Raw genomic sequence first — 21,548 nt, forward strand, 5'->3', positions numbered from 1 at the left:
AATAACTTCCCGGTACTTCATTCGAAGTTGCGGGTAGGGTACCGCAACGTGTCGGCAAGTTGTTTTGATCTGCCAGCAACGCATTTCAAATTGCAATAATTTGCAGTAATCCGATTCAAAACTTGGGTAAAGCGTTGCTAAGTTCCGGGCAAACGTTGCTGATCCCGAGATTTCCGATTCAAGGGAAAACGCTGTTTGCGGGTAGACAGGGATGATGAAAAACGCTTTGCGCCGACAGGTTTCGGGCTCATAATTTAATTGTTAGCGGGCAACTGGGGGTGAAATGGCATCGAGCAAGCAGCAGGCAGAACGCTTGCGCAAACAGCGCGAGCGGCAGAAAGAATATCGGGATCGCATGAGAGCAGAGCGTAAACCGACACGAGATGATGTTGCTCGGGTGTTCCTGCATTTCATGATTGCCAAAGCGATGAAGTCTGGCAACCAAGACGGGATGGAGAAGCTGATTGATCTGCTGCTTGATGGGCTGGCAGATCAGGGCTTCGATAAAGACGCTTCATTGGATGTCATTGATGATCTGATTGACAGATACACTAAAAGGGGTTGGGATTTCCGACGCAAAGTGCATCTGATGCCTCATGGACATGCCGACGACCCGGAACAATGAATATGGCTTCCAAAACTGTGGCTGCCTGATTTCAACTGGATCGTTTCGCAAACGGCGTTTGTCCCCTTTTGTCTGTTCTCCCCCCATTACTTCGTAAAACGCCGTTTGCAGATGAATCGGAAATCTCGAGTATGAAATGGCAGTCCGGTTGGGGTGCGCAATGTGCGGGCACGTCATTTCGATTTATCGGCAACGCGTTTCAAATCGAAATAATTTGCAGTAATCCGATTCAGAATTCGAGAAGAGAGTTACCCGAGGCAATTTGCCCGATTCAGCGGCAAACGTCGTTTGAAAGTAAGGCCGAAACGTATTCAGCATCGAAGTTTTTTTATCTATGCTTTGTTCCCGGCGAGATATCGGGCAGGGACGCTTCGCTCAATGAGCGCTCTGGCCTGCTGTTAAAATGGGGGCTGAGGTCCCGCCTGTAGATAACTTTTACCTTGTTTCTAATCGTCCAGATCTGTCGTTGACCGATACAGAAGCCTTACGGCTACTCGCTTTTGAAGCCGCAAGCGCGAAATCGAAAGAGAGTGTCCGATCTTCTGTGTAATAGGCAATCGGCCTATGCTTCATTGAAAGGAAGCATAGATGACAATCTCGAAAGAACTTCTTGATGAACTGCTGAAGGGTGTTACGCGCCCTGAGGATCTGCTTGGTGATGCCGGTCTGATGAAAGAGCTGAAGATCCGCCTGATGGAACGGATGCTGGGCGCGGAGCTGACGGAGCATTTGGGTTACGAAGAAGGCAAGGAAGCACCGGATGGCCAGACGAACCGACGCAATGGCTCGACGAAGAAGGTGCTGAAAAGCGAGGACGGTGAATTGCCTGTTTCGGTTCCGCGCGACCGGGACAGCAGTTTCGAGCCTGCATTGGTGAAGAAGGGCCAGACGCGGATCGACGGGATGGATGAGAAGATCATCGGGCTCTATGCCGCCGGTCTGACGGTTCGCGACATTCAAGCTCATCTTCTTGATCTGTATGGGCTGAAAGTTTCCCCTGATCTGATCAGCCGGGTCACGGATGCGGTTCTGGATGAAGTACGCGAATGGCAAAGCCGTGCGCTGGATCGAATGTACCCGATTGTCATCTTTGATGCTCTGCGCGTAAAAATCCGCGATGCCGACAGTCGGATGGTGAAAAACAAGGCAGTTTACGTGGCCCTGGGTGTCACCCGTGATGGGTTACGCGAGGTTCTTGGGCTCTGGATTGCCGAAAACGAAGGAGCCAAGTTCTGGCTTTCGGTGATGAACGAGCTGAAAAACCGGGGTGTTCAGGATATTCTGATCGCGGTCGTAGATGGTCTGAAGGGCTTTCCTGACGCGATCACGGCCGCCTTTCCCGAAACGATGGTTCAGACATGCATTGTGCATCTGGTGCGCCATAGCCTGAACTTCTGCTCATGGAAGGATCGCAAGCTCGTAGCAGCTGATCTGCGGCGGATTTACGAGGCGACGAATGCCGAAATGGCAGCTATCGAGCTTGATTGTTTCGAGGCAAAATGGGCCGACAAATATGCATCCATCGCTCCCGCGTGGCGGAGAGCCTGGCAGGAGGTCATCCCCTTCTTTGCGTTTGATCCGGCTATCCGCAAGATCATCTACACCACGAATGCCATAGAAAGCCTGAACCGCGTCATCCGCAAATCGATCAAGACACGCGGATCGTTTCCAACCGACGAAGCGGCAACCAAGCTGATTTACCTGGCGATCAGGGGCTTTGAAAAAGATGGGAGAAATGTACGGGAATGGTTTGCAGCCAGAAATCAGTTCGCCATAATGTTCAACGAGCGCTTCGTCGCTTGAGTATCAACAGCATGGGCCGTTCCTGATACACAAACTTTATGACACTCCCAATCGAAAGAAGCCGGTGATATCCGGGACTTAGATAAAAATTCTCGATTGGGATCTTTTTTTGTTCCGGATCCTTGCAGCCAAATTCAGATCCTGCAATAGTCACCTTGCCTGATTGATCAGGCGCCTCCATCCGGGTGCTGGTAACACCAGAATGGAGACTAACTTAGCCTGCCAACAACAGGAGCCAAGCTATGCTGGTTATTATCGACATTTATCCCAGATTAAAAGATCTCGGGCCTGATAATCTTATCGGCTTTGTGGCTCCTCAACGGAAATAATTTCCGCTTCTGACGCGTTCGGCGCTCTTTAAAACCCGAACTCCCAATTTTCCATTTTGACACTCTGGTCGTCTGCGTTTTTGCGCAACGTCACGGCTTTGCTGTCTTCAAAAACTGACGCCGCTTGCAATGGCAAGCGCGACCAACACTTCACACCATTCAGCTCGGGCGATTGCATCGCTCTGGGGAAGGAGGACTTATGTTTGCAGAAACCGTCGTTGGCTACATCGACTTGATCGAAAACAAAATCCCGCAGCGCAGCTACACACGTGAATTAAACGCGGCGTTGCATCTGTCATGGCTTTTTCACCAGATTGACCAAGCCCCTGACAGAGCTAGCCAGAAGCGCGCTTTATCAGCGCAGATCTGCCGCTGGGCACTTTGGAACAAAGGAGAAAAGATTGTAGGTCTGATTGAAGAAGCATTGGCGCGCGTGAAGGTTTCTGACGATAAGGAACCGAGACGCTCGATGCCAATCACGCGTGATACATTTAATCATGTGGTCGAGGCCGTCGCGTCCAAATCTGCTCCGGCTAAAACTGATATCGAGACTACTACATCAGCACTCCCGACAGGACCATATGCTTTTGATCTCGTGCACTATGATGCTGAGAACGCACGACTACTTATGTTGAGCATGGTCTACGGCATTAGCACGCATAAAAGGGCTCTGGATCAGTGGCGCATTGAAGCATCGAACACATCAGCATTGTGGGGGCGGCTTGCGCAACAATATTATGGCGTTGATATTGATCACTACGATTTCGCGCTGATCGATCCGCTCCTGAGCGAAAGCCAATGCGAAAAGGGCATCTGGGCATTGTCGGATCTCGATAGCTTGATCGGCAAAGACGGAATTGCGGAAAAAGTGCTGGGCGTGCAAGAAGCGCTTCGTGAAGAGCTCATCATTTGGCTCGGCGACACATTCGCGAAAACTGAAGCTGAACAAGCGCGTCTGATCGATGAAGAGATTGCGACGATTGCCGTCGAAGCACTCGACCGGATGTCTTTACCGCAAGATCAAATCCTGACGCCTGGTGCCGTGTCGCGCTGGGGCAAGCGGGGCACTGGCCGCGTGTGCTGACGGAAGCAGCTATCACGGACTTCTCCGTTATCCGTTGGCCTAGCGCCGGTTAATTGCTACGGCACCGTCGAAGAGGGACATCAGCCTTTTCAATTATCGGTTAACGGCAAACCGGTGAGAGCGGGTACCATCGCGAAAATAGTCGGGTGTCGACAACAGAGTATCTGCTGCACGGCGAATAGTCAGCCGGCATCTAATTCCCGCTGAACGGCCAGCTTTGTCGTTCGACACGGATCAGAGGCGTTGAACTTCAGGAAACGCCAATCCCCGGGCGCGTTGTTGCGCGCCCGAACGATCCCTCATTTTTTCATACATCAGGAACACGTCATGACAGTCATAATCGAAAACGGAAAATACAATCGCGAACAGCTCGAACTCGAAATCAGGATGCTGAAAGCTCTGGTCGATGATCTCGAGCGGATATTCCAGGGTGATTATCCGGATGAGCGGATACTGACAATTTCGCCAGCGATCACCAACTGGAAGCTGAGCGCGCGGCGGGCAACGTGCCTGGAGGGCGTATTATTCGAACATCCTCATCTTGGTTACATCGTGCCCAATGGCATCACGTCCGAGCTCTGGTTACTCGATCTCGACAGAAATTATGCCCGCACCTTCAGTCGCTTTTATCGGCTTGGCCAAAAAGACATAGGCCAATGAGACAGAATGAAGCTGATCAGACAGCACAATAACAACCGACATGCAGCCGGTATCGACGTCTCTGCACGCCTGCCAGAGACGCGGGGGCCTGTCATGAAAAACCGGACACGAAAACGGCTTCGAGATTACCAAAAGGAATAGAGGGGGAGCGGCATGAAACTCTGGATCTGGTCTGACGTGCATAATGAACTGCAGGATGTTGCCTATCCATCCCGTAAAGAAGCACCGGACTGCGATGTGATCATGATTGCCGGCGATCTCAATGCGGCACCAGATCTACACATAACGCTGGAATTCCTGATCAGACGCTACGAGAAGCCTATTATCTATGTCCCCGGAAATCACGAATTTTATCAGAACAAGTGGATTATGAACGACCGGGACCGTTCGCTTGAAAGCGACAGGCAGACGATCAGGGCAATCGAGGCGCTTTCTCTGCAATGGCCACAACCGTTTTCTTGTCTTGATGCGAATGAGGTGATTATCGGCAATACGCGCTTCATTGGCGCAAGCCTATGGGTCGATTTCCTGATGAAACTCGCCGCGAAGTCTGAACTTCGACAGCGAATGCTGATGGCGCGTCAGATGCTCAATGATTTTCATGCCATCTCCATGCAGAATGGCAAACGGTTCACGCCGGAGGATATGCTGGAGCTGCATCGTTCAGATGCAGCTTACATTCGAAAAAAGCTGGCAGAACCGTTTGATGGCCGCACTGTGGTGCTGACCCACCATATGCCGCATCCTGATTGCACGCCGCCCGCCTATGCAGGCCAAGACGCCAATTTTCTGTTCGCCTGTGGTGCCGAAGCCTTTAATGACATCCTGCATTCCGAACAGGCCCCGGATTTGTGGATCTGTGGCCATACGCATCATGCCTTTGACGTTCAGGTCGGCCAAAGCCGCATCGTCTGCAATCCTTACGGTTACCGATGGGAGCACGGCAGAAACGGATTTCGGTGGGACTGGGTGATAGCCATAGAATAACCGCTTATACTCCTGCCGGACTAGCAAGCGCGAACATCTTAATGAAACCGCATTTTTCCGACATTTATGCCGTTGATAGTTGGTTCATATGGCGCAATTGCTCTAGACGCCGCCAGATGAACGTGCCTAAAAGTGGATAGTAACGATGCTAATGGTAGAAATAGAACGATCATGAACATCCAAATGTTCGAGCTAAATAAGCAAGCTGAAACGGCCTTCGAGCCGTCTGTAACAGGCTTCAGGGTCGCTTTGCGTGATGTCGGAGATGCGTTATCGAAATATCGGCTAGCGTTGATATTTGGATGGCAGGACGTAGCGCAGCGATATCGCCGTTCCCGTGTCGGTGCTTTTTGGCTGACGCTGAATATGGCAGTATTCATAGGCGCGCTTGGTTTGATATTTGGAACGCTATTTCGATCTGAAATGCGTGAATTTCTTCCCCACTTATGTGCTGGGGTGATTGTTTGGGGTTTATATCAACTTCTCTCTCTGAAGGGTGTACCACATTTAGTGGTTCCGACGAGGTGATACTTCAGATACGTCTACCACTGTATACACATATTATGCGGGCGTTATGGCGCAATATGATTATCTTTGCGCATAATATTGTAATTTTCCCAATTATTGCTTTAATTTTGGGGCGCGGCTTCAATCTGTATGTTTTCTTAGCAATTCCAGGATTCTTACTAATTTGTCTTAATTTGGCTTGGATGATGCTGGTCTTAGCTATCGTGTGCGCCAGATTTCGTGACATGACCCAAGTGGTAATTAACGTCCTTCAAGTGGCTTTCTATGCGACCCCGATCATGTGGTCTGCTAAAGCTTTACCCAGTCACGTATCGCATGCATTCATTGATTTGAATCCCTTTTTCATTTTATTCAGCTTGTCAGAGCTCCCCTTTTCGGCGAACCGCCGGAACCACTTACTTGGATTGTTGCCATTGGTCTCGCAATTTCAGGGTGGATCATTTCACTTGGCTTCTTCGGTAGGTACCGTTGCCGTATAGCATATTGGTTGTAGTTCATGAGCTTCATTCGACTGAAAAACGTTAGTGTGGAATTTCCCATCTATAATTCGTCCAGCCGGTCATTTAAAAATCGCGTATTGAGCGTTGCAACTGGGGAAAGATCGAGCGTCGGAGTGACCGCACGGTAATTGTTCGCGGGCTTGACGACGTTTCGATTTCGCTCAACGATGGAGACCGTGTTGGCCTTATAGGACATAATGGGTCAGGTAAGACGACCCTTTTGCGTATCCTGTCAGGAATTTATACGCCCACCAAAGGTAGCGCCGTTATTGATGGACATGCAGTTTCACTAATTAATATCAACCTTGGCATAGATCCAGATGCGACGGGACGAGAAAATATTCGTCTTCGCTGCGCAATGATGGGCATGTATCCCAAAGAAATAGCGGCAAAATTTAACGCAATCTCAGACTTCTCTGGTCTTGGCGAGTTTCTTGATATGCCGTTTAGAACGTACTCTAGCGGTATGCAACTTCGTTTGGCTTTTGCCGCGTCAACATCCATCAATCCTGAAATTCTCATCATGGATGAATGGTTATCAACCGGTGATGAAGATTTTAAGGAACGCGCTAACGGGCGAATGCGAAATTTGGTGGACGAAACTAAAATACTTGTGCTTGCTAGTCATTCTAAAGAGCTATTGCTGAAAAACTGCAATCGTGTGATTTGGCTTGAACATGGGCGAGTCAAAATGGACGGTTCCCCTCATGAGGTGTTGGCGACTTATTTTGGCGAATAACGGAATGAGCCTCTTCTATGAAAGGTGACGCTCTATTGAATGCTCAGCTTGAGAGGCTAATTGTTAATTGGGGAGGCTCTTAGAAAAAATGACGCGGCCATCGCAATGCCGGGAGATGGCCAGGAAAGCTGTGGCGCAACGTGGAGTGAGTATCGCGCCGGCGTACCGGACGTTTGGTGTCAGCGAAACGTGTTACCGGTATAGCCCGCAACGCAATGTCTAGGGACATCGTTGGAACCCCAAACGCGTTTACCGCATCTACCGGGAGCTTGAACTGAACCTTAGGATCAAGCCCAGGCGGCGGCTGAAGCGTGACAAGCCAGCCAGAGGAACTGGTGGTGTGCGATGCACCGAATGTGGTCTGGTCGTTGGACTTCATGGCGGTTCGCCCGGCTGACGGTCGCAGTTTCAGGCTTTTATACGTTCTGGACACCTTCAACCGTCAGGGACTGGGCATCGAGGTCGACTTCTCACTCCCAGCCGAGCGGGTTGTACGTAGCCCTAACCAGATCATTGAATGGCGGGACAAGCCGCTGCCGATTAGGATGGAAAATGGCCTGGAATATGTCAACTCGAAACCGGTCGAATGGGCAGAGACGCAAGGAATTGCGTTAAACTACATCCAGCCTGGTAAGCCTCAGCAGAATGCTTATGTCGAGCGCTACAACCGAACTGTTCGGCATGAATGGCTTGATCTGTATAAATTTGATAGCCTAACAGAGCTATAGGAGATCGATGCGGAGTGGCTTTAGACATATCACCAGAAATAGCCCAACATCGGCATTGGAGGTATTACACCCGCTCAGAAACGGAAAATGGCCGCGTAAATTCTACTGACAAGCCCCATTAAACTTGGGGGATTACCGATTACCTCCACAAAAGACCTATTAGGTGGACAAATGCTTAAGTCACTAACTGATTTCTATCATGATCACACACAAAAAGTATCCGATAAGTGGTCAATTTATCTAACAACTTATGAGAGAATATTCACTCAATATAGAACACTTCCAGTCTGTCTCTTGGAAATAGGCGTTCAAAATGGTGGGTCTCTAGAAATTTGGTCAAAATATTTCAAAAATGGCCGACATTTTATTGGTTGTGATATCGATGAGAGGTGTGGAGAATTAGATTATGATGATGATCGTATATCAATCTTGATAGGCGATGCAAATACTGAATCTATTGAGGAGAAGATACTATATATAGACAGAAATTTAGACATCGTTATTGATGATGGATCGCATACATCGTCGGATATAGTTTCATCATTCAATAGATATTTTCGTCATATTAATGATGGTGGATTATATATAGCAGAAGATCTGCATTGTAGCTATTGGGAACAGTTTGGAGGAGGATTGTTCGATCCACGGTCGTCAATTTCATTTTTAAATTATTAGCCGATATCATTAATCATGAGCATTGGGGAGTTCCACACAAAGAGGCTGGCTATTGCAAAATTTTGCGGAAAGTTACGGCATAGTTTTTGACGAAGAAACGCTCCAAGATATTCATGCAATTGAGTTTGTGAATTCCATTTGTATTGTCAGAAAAGCTCCAGCTGCGGAGAATATCCTTGGCAGGCGTATCCTAGCCGGGGAGCCTAGCTTTGTCTTAGGTCACGAAGAATTTGATGGCACCCTTAGCGTAGCCCAAGATCAGACACAGAATCAATGGGCCAACGTTGACATCCTGACCGTTCAAGAGATGAACTCTAAGAATGAACAAATTGCCGAATTACAATCCCAACTGGCAATGCGGGATGATAAAATAAATGTTCTTAAAGCTTCATGTAGCAAATACAATGACTGTATAGAAAGCCTCAATGTTACTCTAAAAGAGCGGGAAAAAATATAACCGCTTACAAATTAGAGAAAATCTCGCTTCTCGAAACCATTCAATTAAATGATATGCAATTATCCAATTTGTACAATTCGCGGAGTTGGCGTCTAACAAAGCCCCTCCGGTATGGAGCGGAGCTAGCGCGGCGTATTGCGACTGCACTGAAAAGCTTTAAAGGTCTCCACCGGTAATGTGCTAATAATAGATTACACGACGGTTTTGCGTTGCAGATGGAGTAAGCGGTTCATTTTTATCAAGTTCCATAAGCTGCCAGCCTTCTGCGCGGAGCATCATTGGAATTGATCTCTCCAAAGCATGCCCCAGCGTACCATCTCTTTGACCAGCTTCCGCCTCAAAGGTTGATATATCAATGTCAGCAAAAGACCTAACTGCACATTGTGAACGTATCCAATACATCGTTCCGGCAAAAAACCTAGATCGGAATCTTCACATTCAATATTATTGGCACGCAATAAACTGTTAACTGTATCCTTATTGCTACCCCAATACTCTGCATTACTTACGTAAGAACCAGGTGCTCCTATCATCGCCAATTCAGGTATTCTTTGAAACTTATCCAATATTTCTAATATCCCGTCCTCATCTGGCAATAGGCATTTAAAAGATCGCGTCGCCATGCTTCACCATCAGGGGAATATAAACTACGCTTACCGTGAATTTTTAATATCGGTACATTGTTTGCCACTTCCAGACTTTGTATAATATGCGCGAACGGCCGCACATCTCGCCCCAGTTTTCCAAACAGGTAACATGTAGAGCGATATGTCTGCGCCGCCATTTTAATTTGAAATTTATCAGTATATCCGGATTTGAAGATGTTACATAAACAATACAACCATCCGGCAATCTATCCAAGTTTTCTATAATTTCGTCAACAACTTCCATGTAATGGCAGTGGCATATTACGATTGCTATTGGATTTGCATTATTAATAGATAAATTGCTTTCTTTTAGTTCCGACCTATATGTATTGGAGCATTCTTGAACTAATAACGAATTGGTGTAACCCTTCGGATTGCTGACTAGTCTTTCGATTTTGGCAAACCCAAAACATTTTAATATCTCGTCTGCAAAGTAATGCGTTGGATTTACTTCTTCCGTTATACTAATATCTTTTAAATGGTTTAAATTGTCCGGACCAATCAAAGCAGACCAACTTACATTCAATTTTTCTAGAAGACGAGTAAAGCCTAGTTCGTAAGCGACAATTACACTCCATTTTGTCGGTTGAGGTCTAATACCTTTGAAGAATTCCTGAAATGCCGCACGATTGAAAATAGCCGAAGACACTGAGAACGCAAAGCTTTGCCCATGCAAAAAAACTTCTTTGACTTGCTCAAAAACATAACATCATGCGGATCATTGATTAGCGTTCGCAGAGCGCCGATGAATTTCCCGGATTAAAAACATATAAACTGTCATTACAAACCAGTCTTTTGGTCGATGGTGAGGCGCACTTCGATGCAGCCATTCCAATAGCATAACTTAAGAAATCATAACCAACATTTTCACGCGTAATTACGCTAAAGCCCATTGATCGCGCAATAACGACATCCGCGTGTGTAATACCAGTTGAAACTACAACACCGCTTTCGCATACAGCTGCGATGCATTTCAGAAGCTCATTCCAATTTTTAGATTTTTTCCTTTTGGATCAAAATGAGCAATAATGGCAAAACAATTGTGTTCCATTATGGCGCTATTTCCTCAAAAACGATAGCATGCACGAGCGGCTTTGTAGATACGAGGAAAGGACCGCAGGCGATTTGCAACCTTACTGACAAAACTGTCGGAAAGCAAAACAGCGGTATTTCCTTTAGCGGCAGCCAATTCGTTGAGCGTTTCACTATATACATACTCCAGTTCTGTGAAGTATTTTATATCATCTGTATCATAAGACTGTAGCGAACTTAATGCTCCAATGACGGTTTCTGACGGAAGGGCTGGGGTTAAATATCTATCAACTTGCACGGCTCGCTTCACTGCGCGTAAGTGCTCGTGTTCATACTTCATGCACGGCTCCAAGTGGGCTCCCTCCGCCCATTCATTCCACGCATTAATAAAAATAAATTTTTCCTTATTTAAGGGGTCATTTATTGTCTTAACGCTCTGCCTACGCAACCAATACTCAAACAGCGTTGGGGAAGAATTAAGAAAAATTGCAGGGTCATCTTGGCGTCGAGCGGTATTATCCCAAGAAGGCATCGCCCCGTGAAAAAAACAAAATCGTCATGCTTGCGAGTTATAGATTCCGCCATCACAGTCCGATAATCCATAATCAGTCCGTTGAATTGCGGATTTGTTATATGAGGCGGGTGTCGCGCAAAGGTGCTCGATTTTACATACTGGTGAGGAGGGAATTCGGCCAGAGCATCCGCGCCACACTCATCTGGATGGAAGATATGATAGGCTACCGCTACAATGAAAAGGCCAGGAAACCCCTCTTGAATAGCGCGTTGTCGCCAATGCGAAAATGTTTGCTTTGCGTCGGTTAGAATATCGGGTCTGTAAACTAGCAGAACCGGAACGCCTTCATAAGTAATATATCTCTGATCCCGCATATAAGGGAATACATCCTCTATAAAGCGGTTATCGTTTTCAACAGAATGCTCGTTCTCTAGCACTACTTCGTTATTTCCGCCATCCCAGCGCTTTGTCCAGTTTTCGTTGGCCCAGCAAAAACAGAATGGGAAATCTATTTTCGACTCCAAAAATAAATCTATCGGCTTCTCGAGTATCCGTCGCCCGGAAAACCAATAATAATAGAAACAAAAGCCAAATATAGAATTTTCTTTCGCGAGTTTTACTTGTTCTTCGAAGGTGTCGGGTATTCGTAGGTCATAAAACCCAAATCCCGTGGAAAGTGCGGTTGATAATGACCATGAAAGTTTGGGCGAGCTTTGGTGACATTTCTCCATTCGGTAAAGCCCGGCCCCCACCACTCCGAGTTCTCCTTTACGGGATGAAACTGAGGGAGATAAAATGCAATCGGTTTGATCATATTAATCCAGCTCGAAGCTATATCGTTAGATGGAAGTATCGCTATATTAGGTCTGGTCAGTGGATAGAGCAATTTGAGCTGAATGTGAAGCGCCACATTCAGCAAATATGCCAATTGACCTGAGTGCCCGACTCAAAATTGGAGCGTAGCGATGCGGCGTGTCATACGCCTGATTGACGAGATGAACATCCATGCCTCTGAAGATGCGATAGAGGCTTCCCAATCTTTAGCCAGCCGACGGCAACGATCAAGCCAGGCGAAGGTTCGCTCGACGATCCAGCGTTTAGGCAGAACTACAAAGCCTTTAGCCTGATCGGAGCGCTTGACGATTTCTATCGCCAGTGCTTCGATATGTGCCACAGCAGTTGTCAGCTTTTCGCCAGCATACCCGCCATCGGCAAAGAGTTTCCTCACCGTGGGGTGGCTTTGGCAGGCGCGCTCGATTAGATCTGGCGCACCGTCGCGGTCCTGAACGTCGGCACCATGCACGATGCCTTCCAACATGTTGCCGACCATATCGGTTACGATATGGCGCTTGCGCCCTTTGATCTTTTTGCCCGCATCATAGCCGCGCGGACCACCCGCTTCTGTCGTCTTCACCGACTGGCTATCGATAATGGGTAAGCCTCCGGTCAAGGCCACCGGTCAGGCCGCTTGAGCGTTGACTGTCGGAGGCGTCCAATTCCAAGGAAGCAGTTGCTCCAGCTTGGTCATCGGCGTGTCCGCGATACGGGCAAGGACATCGGCAAGCCACGCCTGGGGATCGATGTCGTTGAGCTTTGCCGTCATGATTAGCGTGGCCATGAAGGCTGCACGATCTGCACCGCGGTCTGATCCGGCGAAGAGCCACGACTTTCTGCCGAGCGCAAAGCCTCTGGTAATCCCCCCACCAAATAACGGGCTTCAAAAGTAGAATTTTCTCGGGCTATATGATCGAGGAGATTTTAATGAAGACGAGCAGATTCAGCGGTAATCCCCCCGTTTTTAACGGGGCTCGTCAGTAGAATTCACGCGGCCATTTTCAGTTTCTGTGCGGGCGTTACGCCGCCGATGCCCATATTGGGACGTTCGTTGTTGTAGGTCCATAGCCACTGCGTGGCAAATTCCTGCGCCTCCTCAATGCTTTCGATGATATATTGGTCGAGCCATTCATTCCGAACGGTGCGATTGTAGCGCTCAACATACGCATTCTGTTGTGGCTTGCCGGGTTGGATATGGCTCAAGGCGATGCCTTGGTTGGCAGCCCATTTCATCAGTTTGCCACTGACGTATTCCGGCCCATTATCAACACGAATTGCGAATGGTTTGCCGCGCCATTCGATGATCTGGTTGAGGCTGCGGATGACGCGTTCGGCAGGCAGCGAGAAGTCTACCTCAATGCCCAGACCTTCGCGGTTGAAGTCGTCCAGGACGTTCAGCAGCCGGAATTGCCTTCCATCCTCCAGCCGGTCGGCCATGAAATCCATGGACCAGACCATGTTCGGCGCATCTGGCACGGTCAGAGCATCGGGCTTGTCCCGCTTCAACCGCTTGCGCGGCTTGATCCTGAGGTTCAATTCAAGCTCACGATAGATGCGGTAAACGCGTTTATGGTTCCAGTGATGCCCCCGGACATTGCGCAGATAAAGGAAACACAGACCGAAGCCCCAGGTCTTCTTTGCCCGCGTCAGTCCGATCAGGAGATCGGCAATCTGCCCGTTCTCGTCGTTCAGCCTGGCGCTGTAACGATAGCATGTCTCGCTGACCTCGAAGGTGCGGCAGGCAAGCGCAACGCTCACCCCTCGCAACGCCACTGCTTTCCCGGCCATCTCCCGGCGTTGAGATGGCCGTGTCACTTTTTTCCAAGAGCCTCTTTAAGCAGTTCCGCCTGCATGCTCATCTCCGCATACATCTTCTTCAGGCGACGGTTTTCGTCTTCCAGAGCCTTCATCTGACTGATCATCGAGGCATCCATGCCACCGTATTTGGATCGCCATTTGTAGAATGACGCAGTGCTCATTCCATGTTCCCGGTATAACTCGGGTACAGGAACGCCGCCTTCCGCCTGGCGAAGGATGGCAAGGATTTGTGGTTCGCTGAATCTGCTCGTCTTCATTAAAATCTCCTCGATCATATAGCCCGAGAAAATTCTACTTTTGAAGCCCGTTATTTGGTGGGGGATTACCCAGCTTTTCCACGAGGTATAATATTAAAAGAAGTCATTTTAAACGAATTCCGTGATCGTTATAGAATTTCAACGCCGATTTTAGGAACTGCCAAATATGCCAAGGTCCTTTTCTTGCAGTGTTTCCTCCAATGTGTGTGATCTTGACGTCAGGTACGTATGCAGTCATGGTAATTTTGTTTGTTCTTATTGATATATCAAAATCCTCGAAATAAAGAAAGTATCGTTGATCAAATCCATTAATCGCATTAAATATTTCACCGCGGAAAAACATAAAAACAACCACTTATAATAGGTGGATTCCAGTAAACTTTTCTCTTGTGTTTCTGTGCGCATTTCATATCGTTCTAGGCGCTTTCGAAATAATACTTTAAGAAAATTAGGAGCGAAGCCACGTAGAAAAAGGTCAAAAATTGCTGGATACTGTTTACACAAGTATTGGCGTTGTCCATCAGGCCAGATAGCGTGAGGAGATAGGAGCCCACATATCGGGTTTTCTTTCATGAATGAAATCGCCTTTTGCAAGGCATGACGGTCCAATTGAGTGTCCGGATTTAGTATGAGATGGAATTCACCTGTTTGGCCCAGAACCAAATTATGACCGCGACCAAAACCGATATTATTGTGTCCGTTGATAAGATTTGTCTTCCAGCTAGCCAGCTGCGCTTCAATGATTGGCGTAATCATGTCGTCGTTTGAATTGTCAACGATGGTTATGGTAACGGATGATGGGTCAAAATGAGAGAGAGCATCGGCGAGTGTGGAGAGCGTTGCACTAAACTCATCCAAATCTGGATTGTATGTTACGATGGAAATCGTAACCATCGATTCTGTTAACGAAGTCGCATTAGTAGTAGTTTCCATGAATTCGTTACTTCCGGCCCATTCGATTGATAATGCCGTGCCAAACGCCGAGGGTCATCATTTTCGCATGACTAATACCTTGCGAAGCAAAGAAGGTAAAAAAGAGATACTGGCGAAGCAGTCGCCACCACAGTACGATTTTCCATGAAAATGAAAGCCATGGGCGCCGACATAACCATACGGCATTGCGAAAATGATAATAATGTCTCAAAGGGCTATGCACAGGGATACGTCGACCGCGATACTCTGTCCATTCGTCTCCGAGGGTGTGTTCCATTTTGGCGTTGAAGGCACCGAAACAATAATAACCTTGTTGGCGCGCGCGCAGTCCCCACTCAATGTCAACGTAATCGATAAACATACTTTCATTCATTAAGCCAATAGCATCGAAACTCCGCACCGGGATAAGACAACCCGAGGCTATGAGGAAGTCGGTCTCTACAAATTGGTTGTGATAAGGTTTTTCTCTACGCTTCAATCGGCAACCATCAAGGTAGACGAACGCTGCAGCTTCACCTTGCCGAGCATCTATGTAGGACGGACCAACGCCTGCAACAGAGATCCCTTTTGCCTTTAGTGTTTCTGCGACTTTTAATAATTCTCCTACCATATCGCGTTCTGGTACGCTGTCCTGATCGAGAAGGAGTACATAGTCTGAGCCGATGGCCTTGGCTCGTTCGATGCCAATATTTTGAGCCTTCGCAATTCCGAAGTTTTCGTTTAGCGCTATCAGTTCTATACTCTTACCTATCTCCAATAGTGGGGCAAGATTTTCGTTCGAGCCATTGTCCACAATAAGTAGCTGATGCAGTTGGGGCAGGATTGCGCTAATCAAACTTCGTAATTGCTGGAAATCGGGATTGAATGTTATAACAATCCCGATTACGCAATTTTTTGTGCTGGCAGGCTGACTCTTGTGGTTAACCATGAAGTCTTTTCATTGTCGTTTGTCGTTTGTCGTATAAGGCATTATTGTGGATCGGTATTCCCAAAAGAATTGTTAGGCAAGCTTTGCTCTTCATATTCAGTCGCCAAACAGTGAACATAATGATAGGGCATTGGCCATACATTCAATTTTGTTGAAGGGAAGCACATGAAGGGCATCATCCTGGCCGGGGGTAGCGGAACTCGGCTTTATCCTCTCACAATAGCCGTTTCTAAACAAATCCTCCCGATTTATGACAAGCCCATGATCTATTATCCGCTGAGCGTGCTGATGCTCGCGGGGATTCGGGACGTACTAATCATTTCGACGCCGCATGATTTGCCTCTTTTCCAGAAATTGCTTGGGGACGGCCACGAATTCGGAGTGAATTTTTCCTATGCTGAACAGGCTCATCCGAACGGTCTGGCCGAAGCTTTCATCATCGGTAGAGAATTCATTGGCGACGATAGCGTTGCAATGATCCTTGGCGATAATATCTACTTTGGTGATGGGCTTTCAGAGTTGTCGCAGCTCTCCGCTCGTCCGATGAAGGGCGGAACTGTTTTTGCGTACCGTGTGGATGATCCGCAACGCTATGGCGTGGTGGAATTCGATAGCAACACAGGTAAAGCTGTTTCGATTGAAGAAAAGCCTGAAAACCCACGGTCCCATTGGGCTGTAACAGGTCTCTATTTCTACGACAACAAAGTGGTCGACATTGCACGTTCGATCAAGCCTTCCGCCCGTGGCGAACTTGAAATCACTACGGTGAACAACTTGTATCTCGAACGCGGAGAACTGAATGTTCAACGTTTCGGACGGGGATACGCGTGGCTCGACACAGGAACGCATGACAGCCTTCATGAAGCATCCTCGTTTGTTCAAACTATCGAAAAGCGTCAGGGCATTAAAATCGCTTGCCCAGAGGAAATCGGTCTGGATAAAGGGTGGCTGAGCGGTGAAGCTGTGCTCGAACGTGCTGCCAAGCTTGGTAAAACTGAGTATGCTGCATATCTTCGTCGCCGTGTTGCAGAATTAGGAAAAGATTAATGCAAGTTCGTCCCTTAGGTATAGATGGCGTTTTTGAGATCAGCCCGCGTAAATTCGGTGATGATCGTGGCTTTTTTTCCGAGACCTATAATGCGAAATCATTCGCGGAAGCCGGTATTGAGCTGACTTTCGTTCAGGATAATCATTCTTATTCAGCGGCAAAGGGCGTTGTGCGCGGGCTTCACTATCAGTTGCCACCATTTGCACAGGACAAGCTGGTGCGTGTTACGCACGGTGCAATTCTGGATGTTGCAGTGGACATTCGCAAAAGCTCTCCAACATTCGGGAAGTGGGTTGCGCTTGAAGTCTCGGCTGAAAAATGGAACCAGATTCTGGTGCCGAAGGGCTTTGCACACGGCTTCATAACACTTGTTGAAAACACCGAGGTTATCTACAAGGTCACGGATTATTATTCGCCGATGCATGATCGCTCGATCCGTTTTGACGATCCGGCTATCGGTATTGAATGGCCACTTCCTTCTTCAGGCGTCCAGCTTTCTGACAAGGATCAGAAAGCCCCGCTTTTTGCTGACGCAGAAGTTTTTGCTTGAGGAAATGATATGAATATTCTTGTTACCGGTGGAGCAGGGTTTATTGGTTCGGCGGTCTGTCGGCATCTGGCTTCAGATCCAAAGGTCAATGTCGTCAACCTTGATAAGCTGACCTATGCGGGTAATCTGGCGTCACTCCGCCAGATCGAAAACCGCCCGAATTACAGCTTTCTCGAAGCCGATATTTGTGACGACACGAGTGTTCTGGAAGCATTGCGCACCCACGAAATCGATGTGATCATGCATTTGGCGGCGGAAAGCCACGTCGACCGTTCAATCGATGGTCCGGGTGCATTCATCGAGACGAATATCGTCGGAACGTTCCGTCTGCTCAATGCGGCACTTGCTTATTGGCGAGAATTGCCGGAGCCGCGCAAGTCAACCTTCCGCTTCCACCATATCTCGACGGATGAAGTGTTTGGCGATCTGCCTTTCGATAGTGGTATCTTCACCGAAGAAACCCCCTATCAGCCGTCCTCACCTTATTCGGCTTCGAAAGCCGCATCCGATCATCTGGTGCGGGCCTGGCATGAAACCTATGGCCTGCCGGTGGTGCTCACCAATTGCTCAAATAATTATGGGCCGTTCCATTTCCGAAAGCTGATCCCACTCGTCATTCTTAACGCGCTCGATGAAAAGCCACTGCCGGTTTATGGGGCAGGGGGCGAATGTGCGCGACTGGCTCTATGTTGAGGATCATGCGCGTGCTCTGACATTGGTCGCGACCACTGGTAAGGTGGGCGAAAGCTACAATATTGGAGGGCGTGCGGAGCGTACCAATCTAAATGTTGTTGAAACGATCTGTTCTATTCTCGACAGGAAGCGGCCTCGCGCAAACGGCAAGAGTTACGCTGATCTGATAACCTTCGTGACAGATCGACCCGGCCATGACCGCCGCTATGCGATTGATGCGTCAAAGATCGAGCGCGAATTGGGCTGGAAGCCGCAGGAAAGCTTCGAGACGGGATTGGAAAAAACCATTCAATGGTATCTCGATAATGCATGGTGGTGGGAGCCGATCCGCAGCGGTACATATGCTGGTGAGCGTCTGGGCAGCACGTCAGCAAAAGGGGCCAAGGCATGAAAATCCTCGTCACCGGACGGGAAGGGCAGGTTGTCCAGAGCCTCCTTGAGAAGGCAGTTCAACGTCCTGATCTGGAGGTGATTGCGTTGGGTCGCCCGGAACTGGATCTGGCAAAGCCGGACACTGTGCGCAGTGCCATTGAGACGATCAAGCCCGACCTCGTTGTCTCCGCCGCCGCCTATACGGCGGTGGATCTGGCCGAGGATGAGCAGGAACTTGCCTTTGCAGTGAATGCTATTGGCGCTGAAGCCGTTGCTGACGCGGCGAAGACCTGTGGCGTTCCTATCATCCATCTTTCGACGGATTATGTTTTTGCGGGCGACGCTGACGAACCCTATGCTGAAACGGATGTCACCGGACCTCGCAGCATCTACGGAAGCTCCAAGCTTGAAGGTGAGCGTCTGGTTACGCAAGCCAATCCAAAACATATCATTCTAAGAACGGCTTGGGTTTATAGCCCATTCGGCAAGAATTTCGTCAAGACAATGTTGAAGCTCGCGGAGACGCGCGATGCTCTCTCAGTCGTTTCCGACCAGTGGGGCAACCCAACCAGTGCACTCGATATCGCCGACGCGATTATCCGGGTGGCGGATCATTTGGCGGCTACGCCAGACTTTTCAGCTTACGGTGTTTACCATCTGGTTGGTACGGGTGATACAAACTGGAGTGGCTTTGCGCGCGCAATATTTAGTGAAAGCGTCACGCTCGGCGGATCGACCGCGACAGTTACGGATATTACGACAGCCGATTATCCGACCAAAGCGGTACGTCCTGTTAACTCCCGCCTGTCAACCGCCAAATTCCAATGGGTGTTCAACTGGTCCGCACCGCATTGGCAGTCATCATTACGCGATGTAGTGGCCAGACTGATTTAACGTTTTGACATCAGAAATTCTGAGCGCGGCATCATTCAACGAACGGTGCCGCTTTTTCTCTTATCATGGAAACAATTTCAGCTTGGCAATCAACCTTGACGCCGTGCGCCAACTGTAGCACAAACCTATGACACATTTGGCGAATGTGAATAAATGATTTATTGAAATCATTGAGGAATTTGGTCTGGCTGGGAATCCAGGCGTCTCGGCGGGCAAAAAACACGCTGCTCGGTAACACTCACGAACGTGACAATTTTATTGCCATTGGAGCATCATGCCAAACTCAACAGCAATTGTTAACGTAGACGACGTTAAGGATTTGAAATTGCCTGCATATACGGATTATCACCAGCAATAAGGTGCATATGATTGCACCATTGTGGGGATGATGGTTTTCATGTTCACATTATAAGATGACAAAACTTTTGAGCTGGGGGCGCTCGCAGGGGCGGTCTCTTCGACATTGGAAAAGATCTGGCGGAAAGCATGAGCGGCACATCGCTTAAATTTGGCACAAGCGGTCTTAGGGGACTGGCGGACGAACTGAATGGTTTGCCCGCTTATGCCTATTCCCTTGCTTTCGTCGGAATGCTGTCGGAAGCCGGAAAGCTGCAGAAGGGTGCCAGGGTCTTCGTCGGTCGCGATCTTCGCCCGTCCAGTCCGGCAATCGCAGCACTCTGCATGGCAGCAATCGAAGATGCCGGATTCCAGCCAGTGGACTGTGGCGTTCTGCCGACCCCGGCACTGAGCTATTATGCGATCGCGCAGCAAGCGCCAAGCATCATGGTTACTGGCAGCCATATCCCGGACGATCGCAACGGGCTCAAATTCTATCGCGGCGACGGAGAAATCGACAAGAACGACGAGAGCGCAATCAGTGCCGTCTATGCCGCTCTGCCTGAAAACCTTGCCTTTCGCCATCTGAATAATGCGCACCATAGTGATGATGCGATCGACAGCTATGTGAAGCGCTATGTTGGTTTCGTGGGACCTCAAAACCTTCAGGGGTTGCGGGTTGGTGTCTATCAGCACTCGTCTGTGGCGCGTGACCTGATTGTCCGTATCCTGAGCAAGCTCGGAGTCGAAGCGATACCGCTCGGTCGATCCGATGTGTTCGTGCCAGTCGATACGGAAGCCCTTCGTTCCGAGGATATCGAGCTTCTTGACCAGTGGGCAAAGGAAAGTCGTTTCGACGCTATCGTTTCCACCGATGGGGATGCCGACCGCCCGTTAATCGCGGATGAGAAAGGGCGTTTCGTTCGGGGTGATCTTGTGGATGCAATTACGGCGAGCTGGCTCGGCGTAAAAACGATTGTGACGCCAGTGACGTCCAATTCCGCTCTTGAAGACAATTTCGAGCGGGTCATCAGAACACGGGTGGGGTCGCCCTATGTTATTGAAGGCATGACGCAGGCCATCGACGAGGGCATACAGGCGGTTCTCGGTTTCGAAGCCAATGGTGGCGTGTTGCTGGGTACTGATACCAGACGGGACAATCGCACATTGACTGCGCTTCCGACCCGCGATGCGTTGCTGCCAATTCTCGGCTGCCTTGGCTCCATCAAAGAGCTTGGGAAACCATTATCTGAAATCGCAGCCCGCTTTCATTTCCGTTTTGCTCTTAGCGACAGGCTTCAGAATATCCCGCAGGAAAAGAGTCTCGCATTCTTGTCCCGGCTCAAAAATGACATGGGACGAAACGAACTGTTTGAGATGGATGATCCGATTGTTCGTTCCGAGACGATTGACGGCGTGAAACTCTTCTTTCATTCAGGCAACGCAATCCATTATCGCGCTTCCGGTAACGCGCCTGAACTGCGATGCTATGTCGAAGCTTCAGATGAGAACCAGGCAGCGAAGCTTCTGGAAACGGGACTTGCCATCGCCCGCAACGCAACGAAGGACAACTGAGC

The 21,548-nt window shown here is 48.8% G+C and carries 18 protein-coding genes and 6 pseudogenes; 15 read left to right on the forward strand and 9 right to left on the reverse strand.

Annotation, left to right across the window (positions count from 1 at the left end; genetic code table 11):
- Nucleotides 1-283: 283 nt before the first annotated feature.
- The 10 genes and pseudogenes from LJ361_RS02935 to LJ361_RS02985 all read left to right on the forward strand — a co-directional run bounded on the left by LJ361_RS02935 (nucleotide 284) and on the right by LJ361_RS02985 (nucleotide 9,115).
- Nucleotides 284-625, forward strand: coding sequence for a hypothetical protein (locus LJ361_RS02935; protein WP_264812645.1), 342 nt, complete (start codon nucleotides 284-286; stop codon nucleotides 623-625).
- A gap of 588 nt (nucleotides 626-1,213) precedes the next feature.
- Nucleotides 1,214-2,428 (forward strand): IS256 family transposase, encoded by a 1,215-nt coding sequence (locus tag LJ361_RS02940; RefSeq protein WP_264812647.1) that lies wholly within the window; start codon nucleotides 1,214-1,216, stop codon nucleotides 2,426-2,428.
- A 528-nt stretch (nucleotides 2,429-2,956) separates the two neighbouring features.
- The gene (locus tag LJ361_RS02945) at nucleotides 2,957-3,841 is read left to right on the forward strand and encodes a hypothetical protein (RefSeq protein ID WP_264812650.1); all 885 of its coding nucleotides are present in this window, start codon (nucleotides 2,957-2,959) and stop codon (nucleotides 3,839-3,841) included.
- 327 nt (nucleotides 3,842-4,168) lie between these two features.
- Entirely contained in the window at nucleotides 4,169-4,501 is a 333-nt protein-coding gene (locus LJ361_RS02950) for a hypothetical protein (protein WP_264812651.1), read from the forward strand.
- Nucleotides 4,502-4,654: 153 nt separating this feature from the next.
- On the forward strand, nucleotides 4,655-5,488 hold the full coding sequence (locus LJ361_RS02955) for a metallophosphoesterase (protein WP_264812652.1): 834 nt from the start codon (nucleotides 4,655-4,657) through the stop codon (nucleotides 5,486-5,488).
- Between the two features lie 171 nt (nucleotides 5,489-5,659).
- Nucleotides 5,660-6,016: a hypothetical protein gene (locus LJ361_RS02960; RefSeq protein WP_264813614.1), complete on the forward strand. Its 357-nt coding sequence runs from the start codon at nucleotides 5,660-5,662 to the stop codon at nucleotides 6,014-6,016.
- A 496-nt stretch (nucleotides 6,017-6,512) separates the two neighbouring features.
- Nucleotides 6,513-7,255 (forward strand): annotated as a pseudogene (locus tag LJ361_RS02970) (ABC transporter ATP-binding protein).
- 82 nt (nucleotides 7,256-7,337) lie between these two features.
- Nucleotides 7,338-8,025, forward strand: a pseudogene (locus LJ361_RS02975) (integrase core domain-containing protein); the annotation flags it as partial.
- Between the two features lie 129 nt (nucleotides 8,026-8,154).
- Nucleotides 8,155-8,658 carry a class I SAM-dependent methyltransferase gene (locus LJ361_RS02980; protein WP_264812655.1) on the forward strand — a complete coding sequence of 168 codons (504 nt, stop codon included), beginning with the start codon at nucleotides 8,155-8,157 and terminating at the stop codon, nucleotides 8,656-8,658.
- Between the two features lie 52 nt (nucleotides 8,659-8,710).
- Entirely contained in the window at nucleotides 8,711-9,115 is a 405-nt protein-coding gene (locus LJ361_RS02985; RefSeq protein ID WP_264812656.1) for a hypothetical protein, read from the forward strand.
- A gap of 275 nt (nucleotides 9,116-9,390) precedes the next feature.
- On the opposite strand, the gene LJ361_RS02990 is transcribed toward LJ361_RS02985, so the two are convergent.
- The 9 genes and pseudogenes from LJ361_RS02990 to LJ361_RS03030 all read right to left on the reverse strand — a co-directional run bounded on the left by LJ361_RS02990 (nucleotide 9,391) and on the right by LJ361_RS03030 (nucleotide 16,078).
- Complete coding sequence (locus tag LJ361_RS02990) at nucleotides 9,391-9,738, reverse strand: hypothetical protein (RefSeq protein ID WP_264812657.1); 348 nt, start codon at nucleotides 9,736-9,738, stop codon at nucleotides 9,391-9,393.
- Nucleotides 9,739-9,781: 43 nt separating this feature from the next.
- Nucleotides 9,782-10,411, reverse strand: coding sequence for a hypothetical protein (locus LJ361_RS02995; protein ID WP_264812659.1), 630 nt, complete (start codon nucleotides 10,409-10,411; stop codon nucleotides 9,782-9,784).
- A gap of 417 nt (nucleotides 10,412-10,828) precedes the next feature.
- Complete coding sequence (locus tag LJ361_RS03000) at nucleotides 10,829-11,134, reverse strand: hypothetical protein (RefSeq protein ID WP_264812662.1); 306 nt, start codon at nucleotides 11,132-11,134, stop codon at nucleotides 10,829-10,831.
- 27 nt (nucleotides 11,135-11,161) lie between these two features.
- Nucleotides 11,162-12,122: pseudogene (locus tag LJ361_RS03005) on the reverse strand (glycoside hydrolase family 99-like domain-containing protein); the annotation flags it as partial.
- A gap of 132 nt (nucleotides 12,123-12,254) precedes the next feature.
- Nucleotides 12,255-12,740, reverse strand: a pseudogene (locus LJ361_RS03010) (IS5 family transposase); the annotation flags it as partial.
- Nucleotides 12,741-12,767: 27 nt separating this feature from the next.
- A pseudogene (locus LJ361_RS03015) lies at nucleotides 12,768-12,998 on the reverse strand (transposase domain-containing protein); the annotation flags it as partial.
- A gap of 131 nt (nucleotides 12,999-13,129) precedes the next feature.
- A protein-coding gene (locus LJ361_RS03020; protein ID WP_264812664.1) for an IS3 family transposase occupies nucleotides 13,130-14,217 on the reverse strand; the annotation gives its coding sequence in 2 pieces (ribosomal slippage) (nucleotides 13,130-13,956 and nucleotides 13,956-14,217; 1,089 coding nt in all).
- Between the two features lie 255 nt (nucleotides 14,218-14,472).
- Complete coding sequence (locus LJ361_RS03025; protein WP_264812665.1) at nucleotides 14,473-15,150, reverse strand: glycosyltransferase family 2 protein; 678 nt, start codon at nucleotides 15,148-15,150, stop codon at nucleotides 14,473-14,475.
- Nucleotides 15,151-15,157: 7 nt separating this feature from the next.
- Nucleotides 15,158-16,078 carry a glycosyltransferase family 2 protein gene (locus LJ361_RS03030; RefSeq protein WP_264812666.1) on the reverse strand — a complete coding sequence of 307 codons (921 nt, stop codon included), beginning with the start codon at nucleotides 16,076-16,078 and terminating at the stop codon, nucleotides 15,158-15,160.
- A 165-nt stretch (nucleotides 16,079-16,243) separates the two neighbouring features.
- Here LJ361_RS03030 and rfbA point away from each other — a divergent pair, with 165 nt between their 5' ends.
- The 5 genes and pseudogenes from rfbA to LJ361_RS03055 all read left to right on the forward strand — a co-directional run bounded on the left by rfbA (nucleotide 16,244) and on the right by LJ361_RS03055 (nucleotide 21,546).
- Nucleotides 16,244-17,125, forward strand: coding sequence for a glucose-1-phosphate thymidylyltransferase RfbA (gene rfbA, locus LJ361_RS03035; RefSeq protein ID WP_264812667.1), 882 nt, complete (start codon nucleotides 16,244-16,246; stop codon nucleotides 17,123-17,125).
- Nucleotides 17,125-17,676, forward strand: coding sequence for a dTDP-4-dehydrorhamnose 3,5-epimerase (rfbC, locus tag LJ361_RS03040; protein WP_264812668.1), 552 nt, complete (start codon nucleotides 17,125-17,127; stop codon nucleotides 17,674-17,676). Before rfbA ends, rfbC begins: the two co-directional genes overlap by 1 nt.
- 9 nt (nucleotides 17,677-17,685) lie before the next feature.
- Nucleotides 17,686-18,760, forward strand: a pseudogene (gene rfbB / locus LJ361_RS03045) (dTDP-glucose 4,6-dehydratase).
- The gene (rfbD, locus tag LJ361_RS03050) at nucleotides 18,757-19,635 is read left to right on the forward strand and encodes a dTDP-4-dehydrorhamnose reductase (protein ID WP_264812669.1); all 879 of its coding nucleotides are present in this window, start codon (nucleotides 18,757-18,759) and stop codon (nucleotides 19,633-19,635) included. Before rfbB ends, rfbD begins: the two are co-directional and overlap by 4 nt.
- A 486-nt stretch (nucleotides 19,636-20,121) precedes the next feature.
- Complete coding sequence (locus tag LJ361_RS03055) at nucleotides 20,122-21,546, forward strand: phosphomannomutase (protein ID WP_264812670.1); 1,425 nt, start codon at nucleotides 20,122-20,124, stop codon at nucleotides 21,544-21,546.
- Nucleotides 21,547-21,548 lie beyond the last annotated feature (2 nt).

The sequence above is a fragment of the Brucella sp. JSBI001 genome (assembly GCF_026014005.1).
GTDB classification, from domain to species: Bacteria; Pseudomonadota; Alphaproteobacteria; order Rhizobiales; family Rhizobiaceae; genus Brucella; species Brucella anthropi.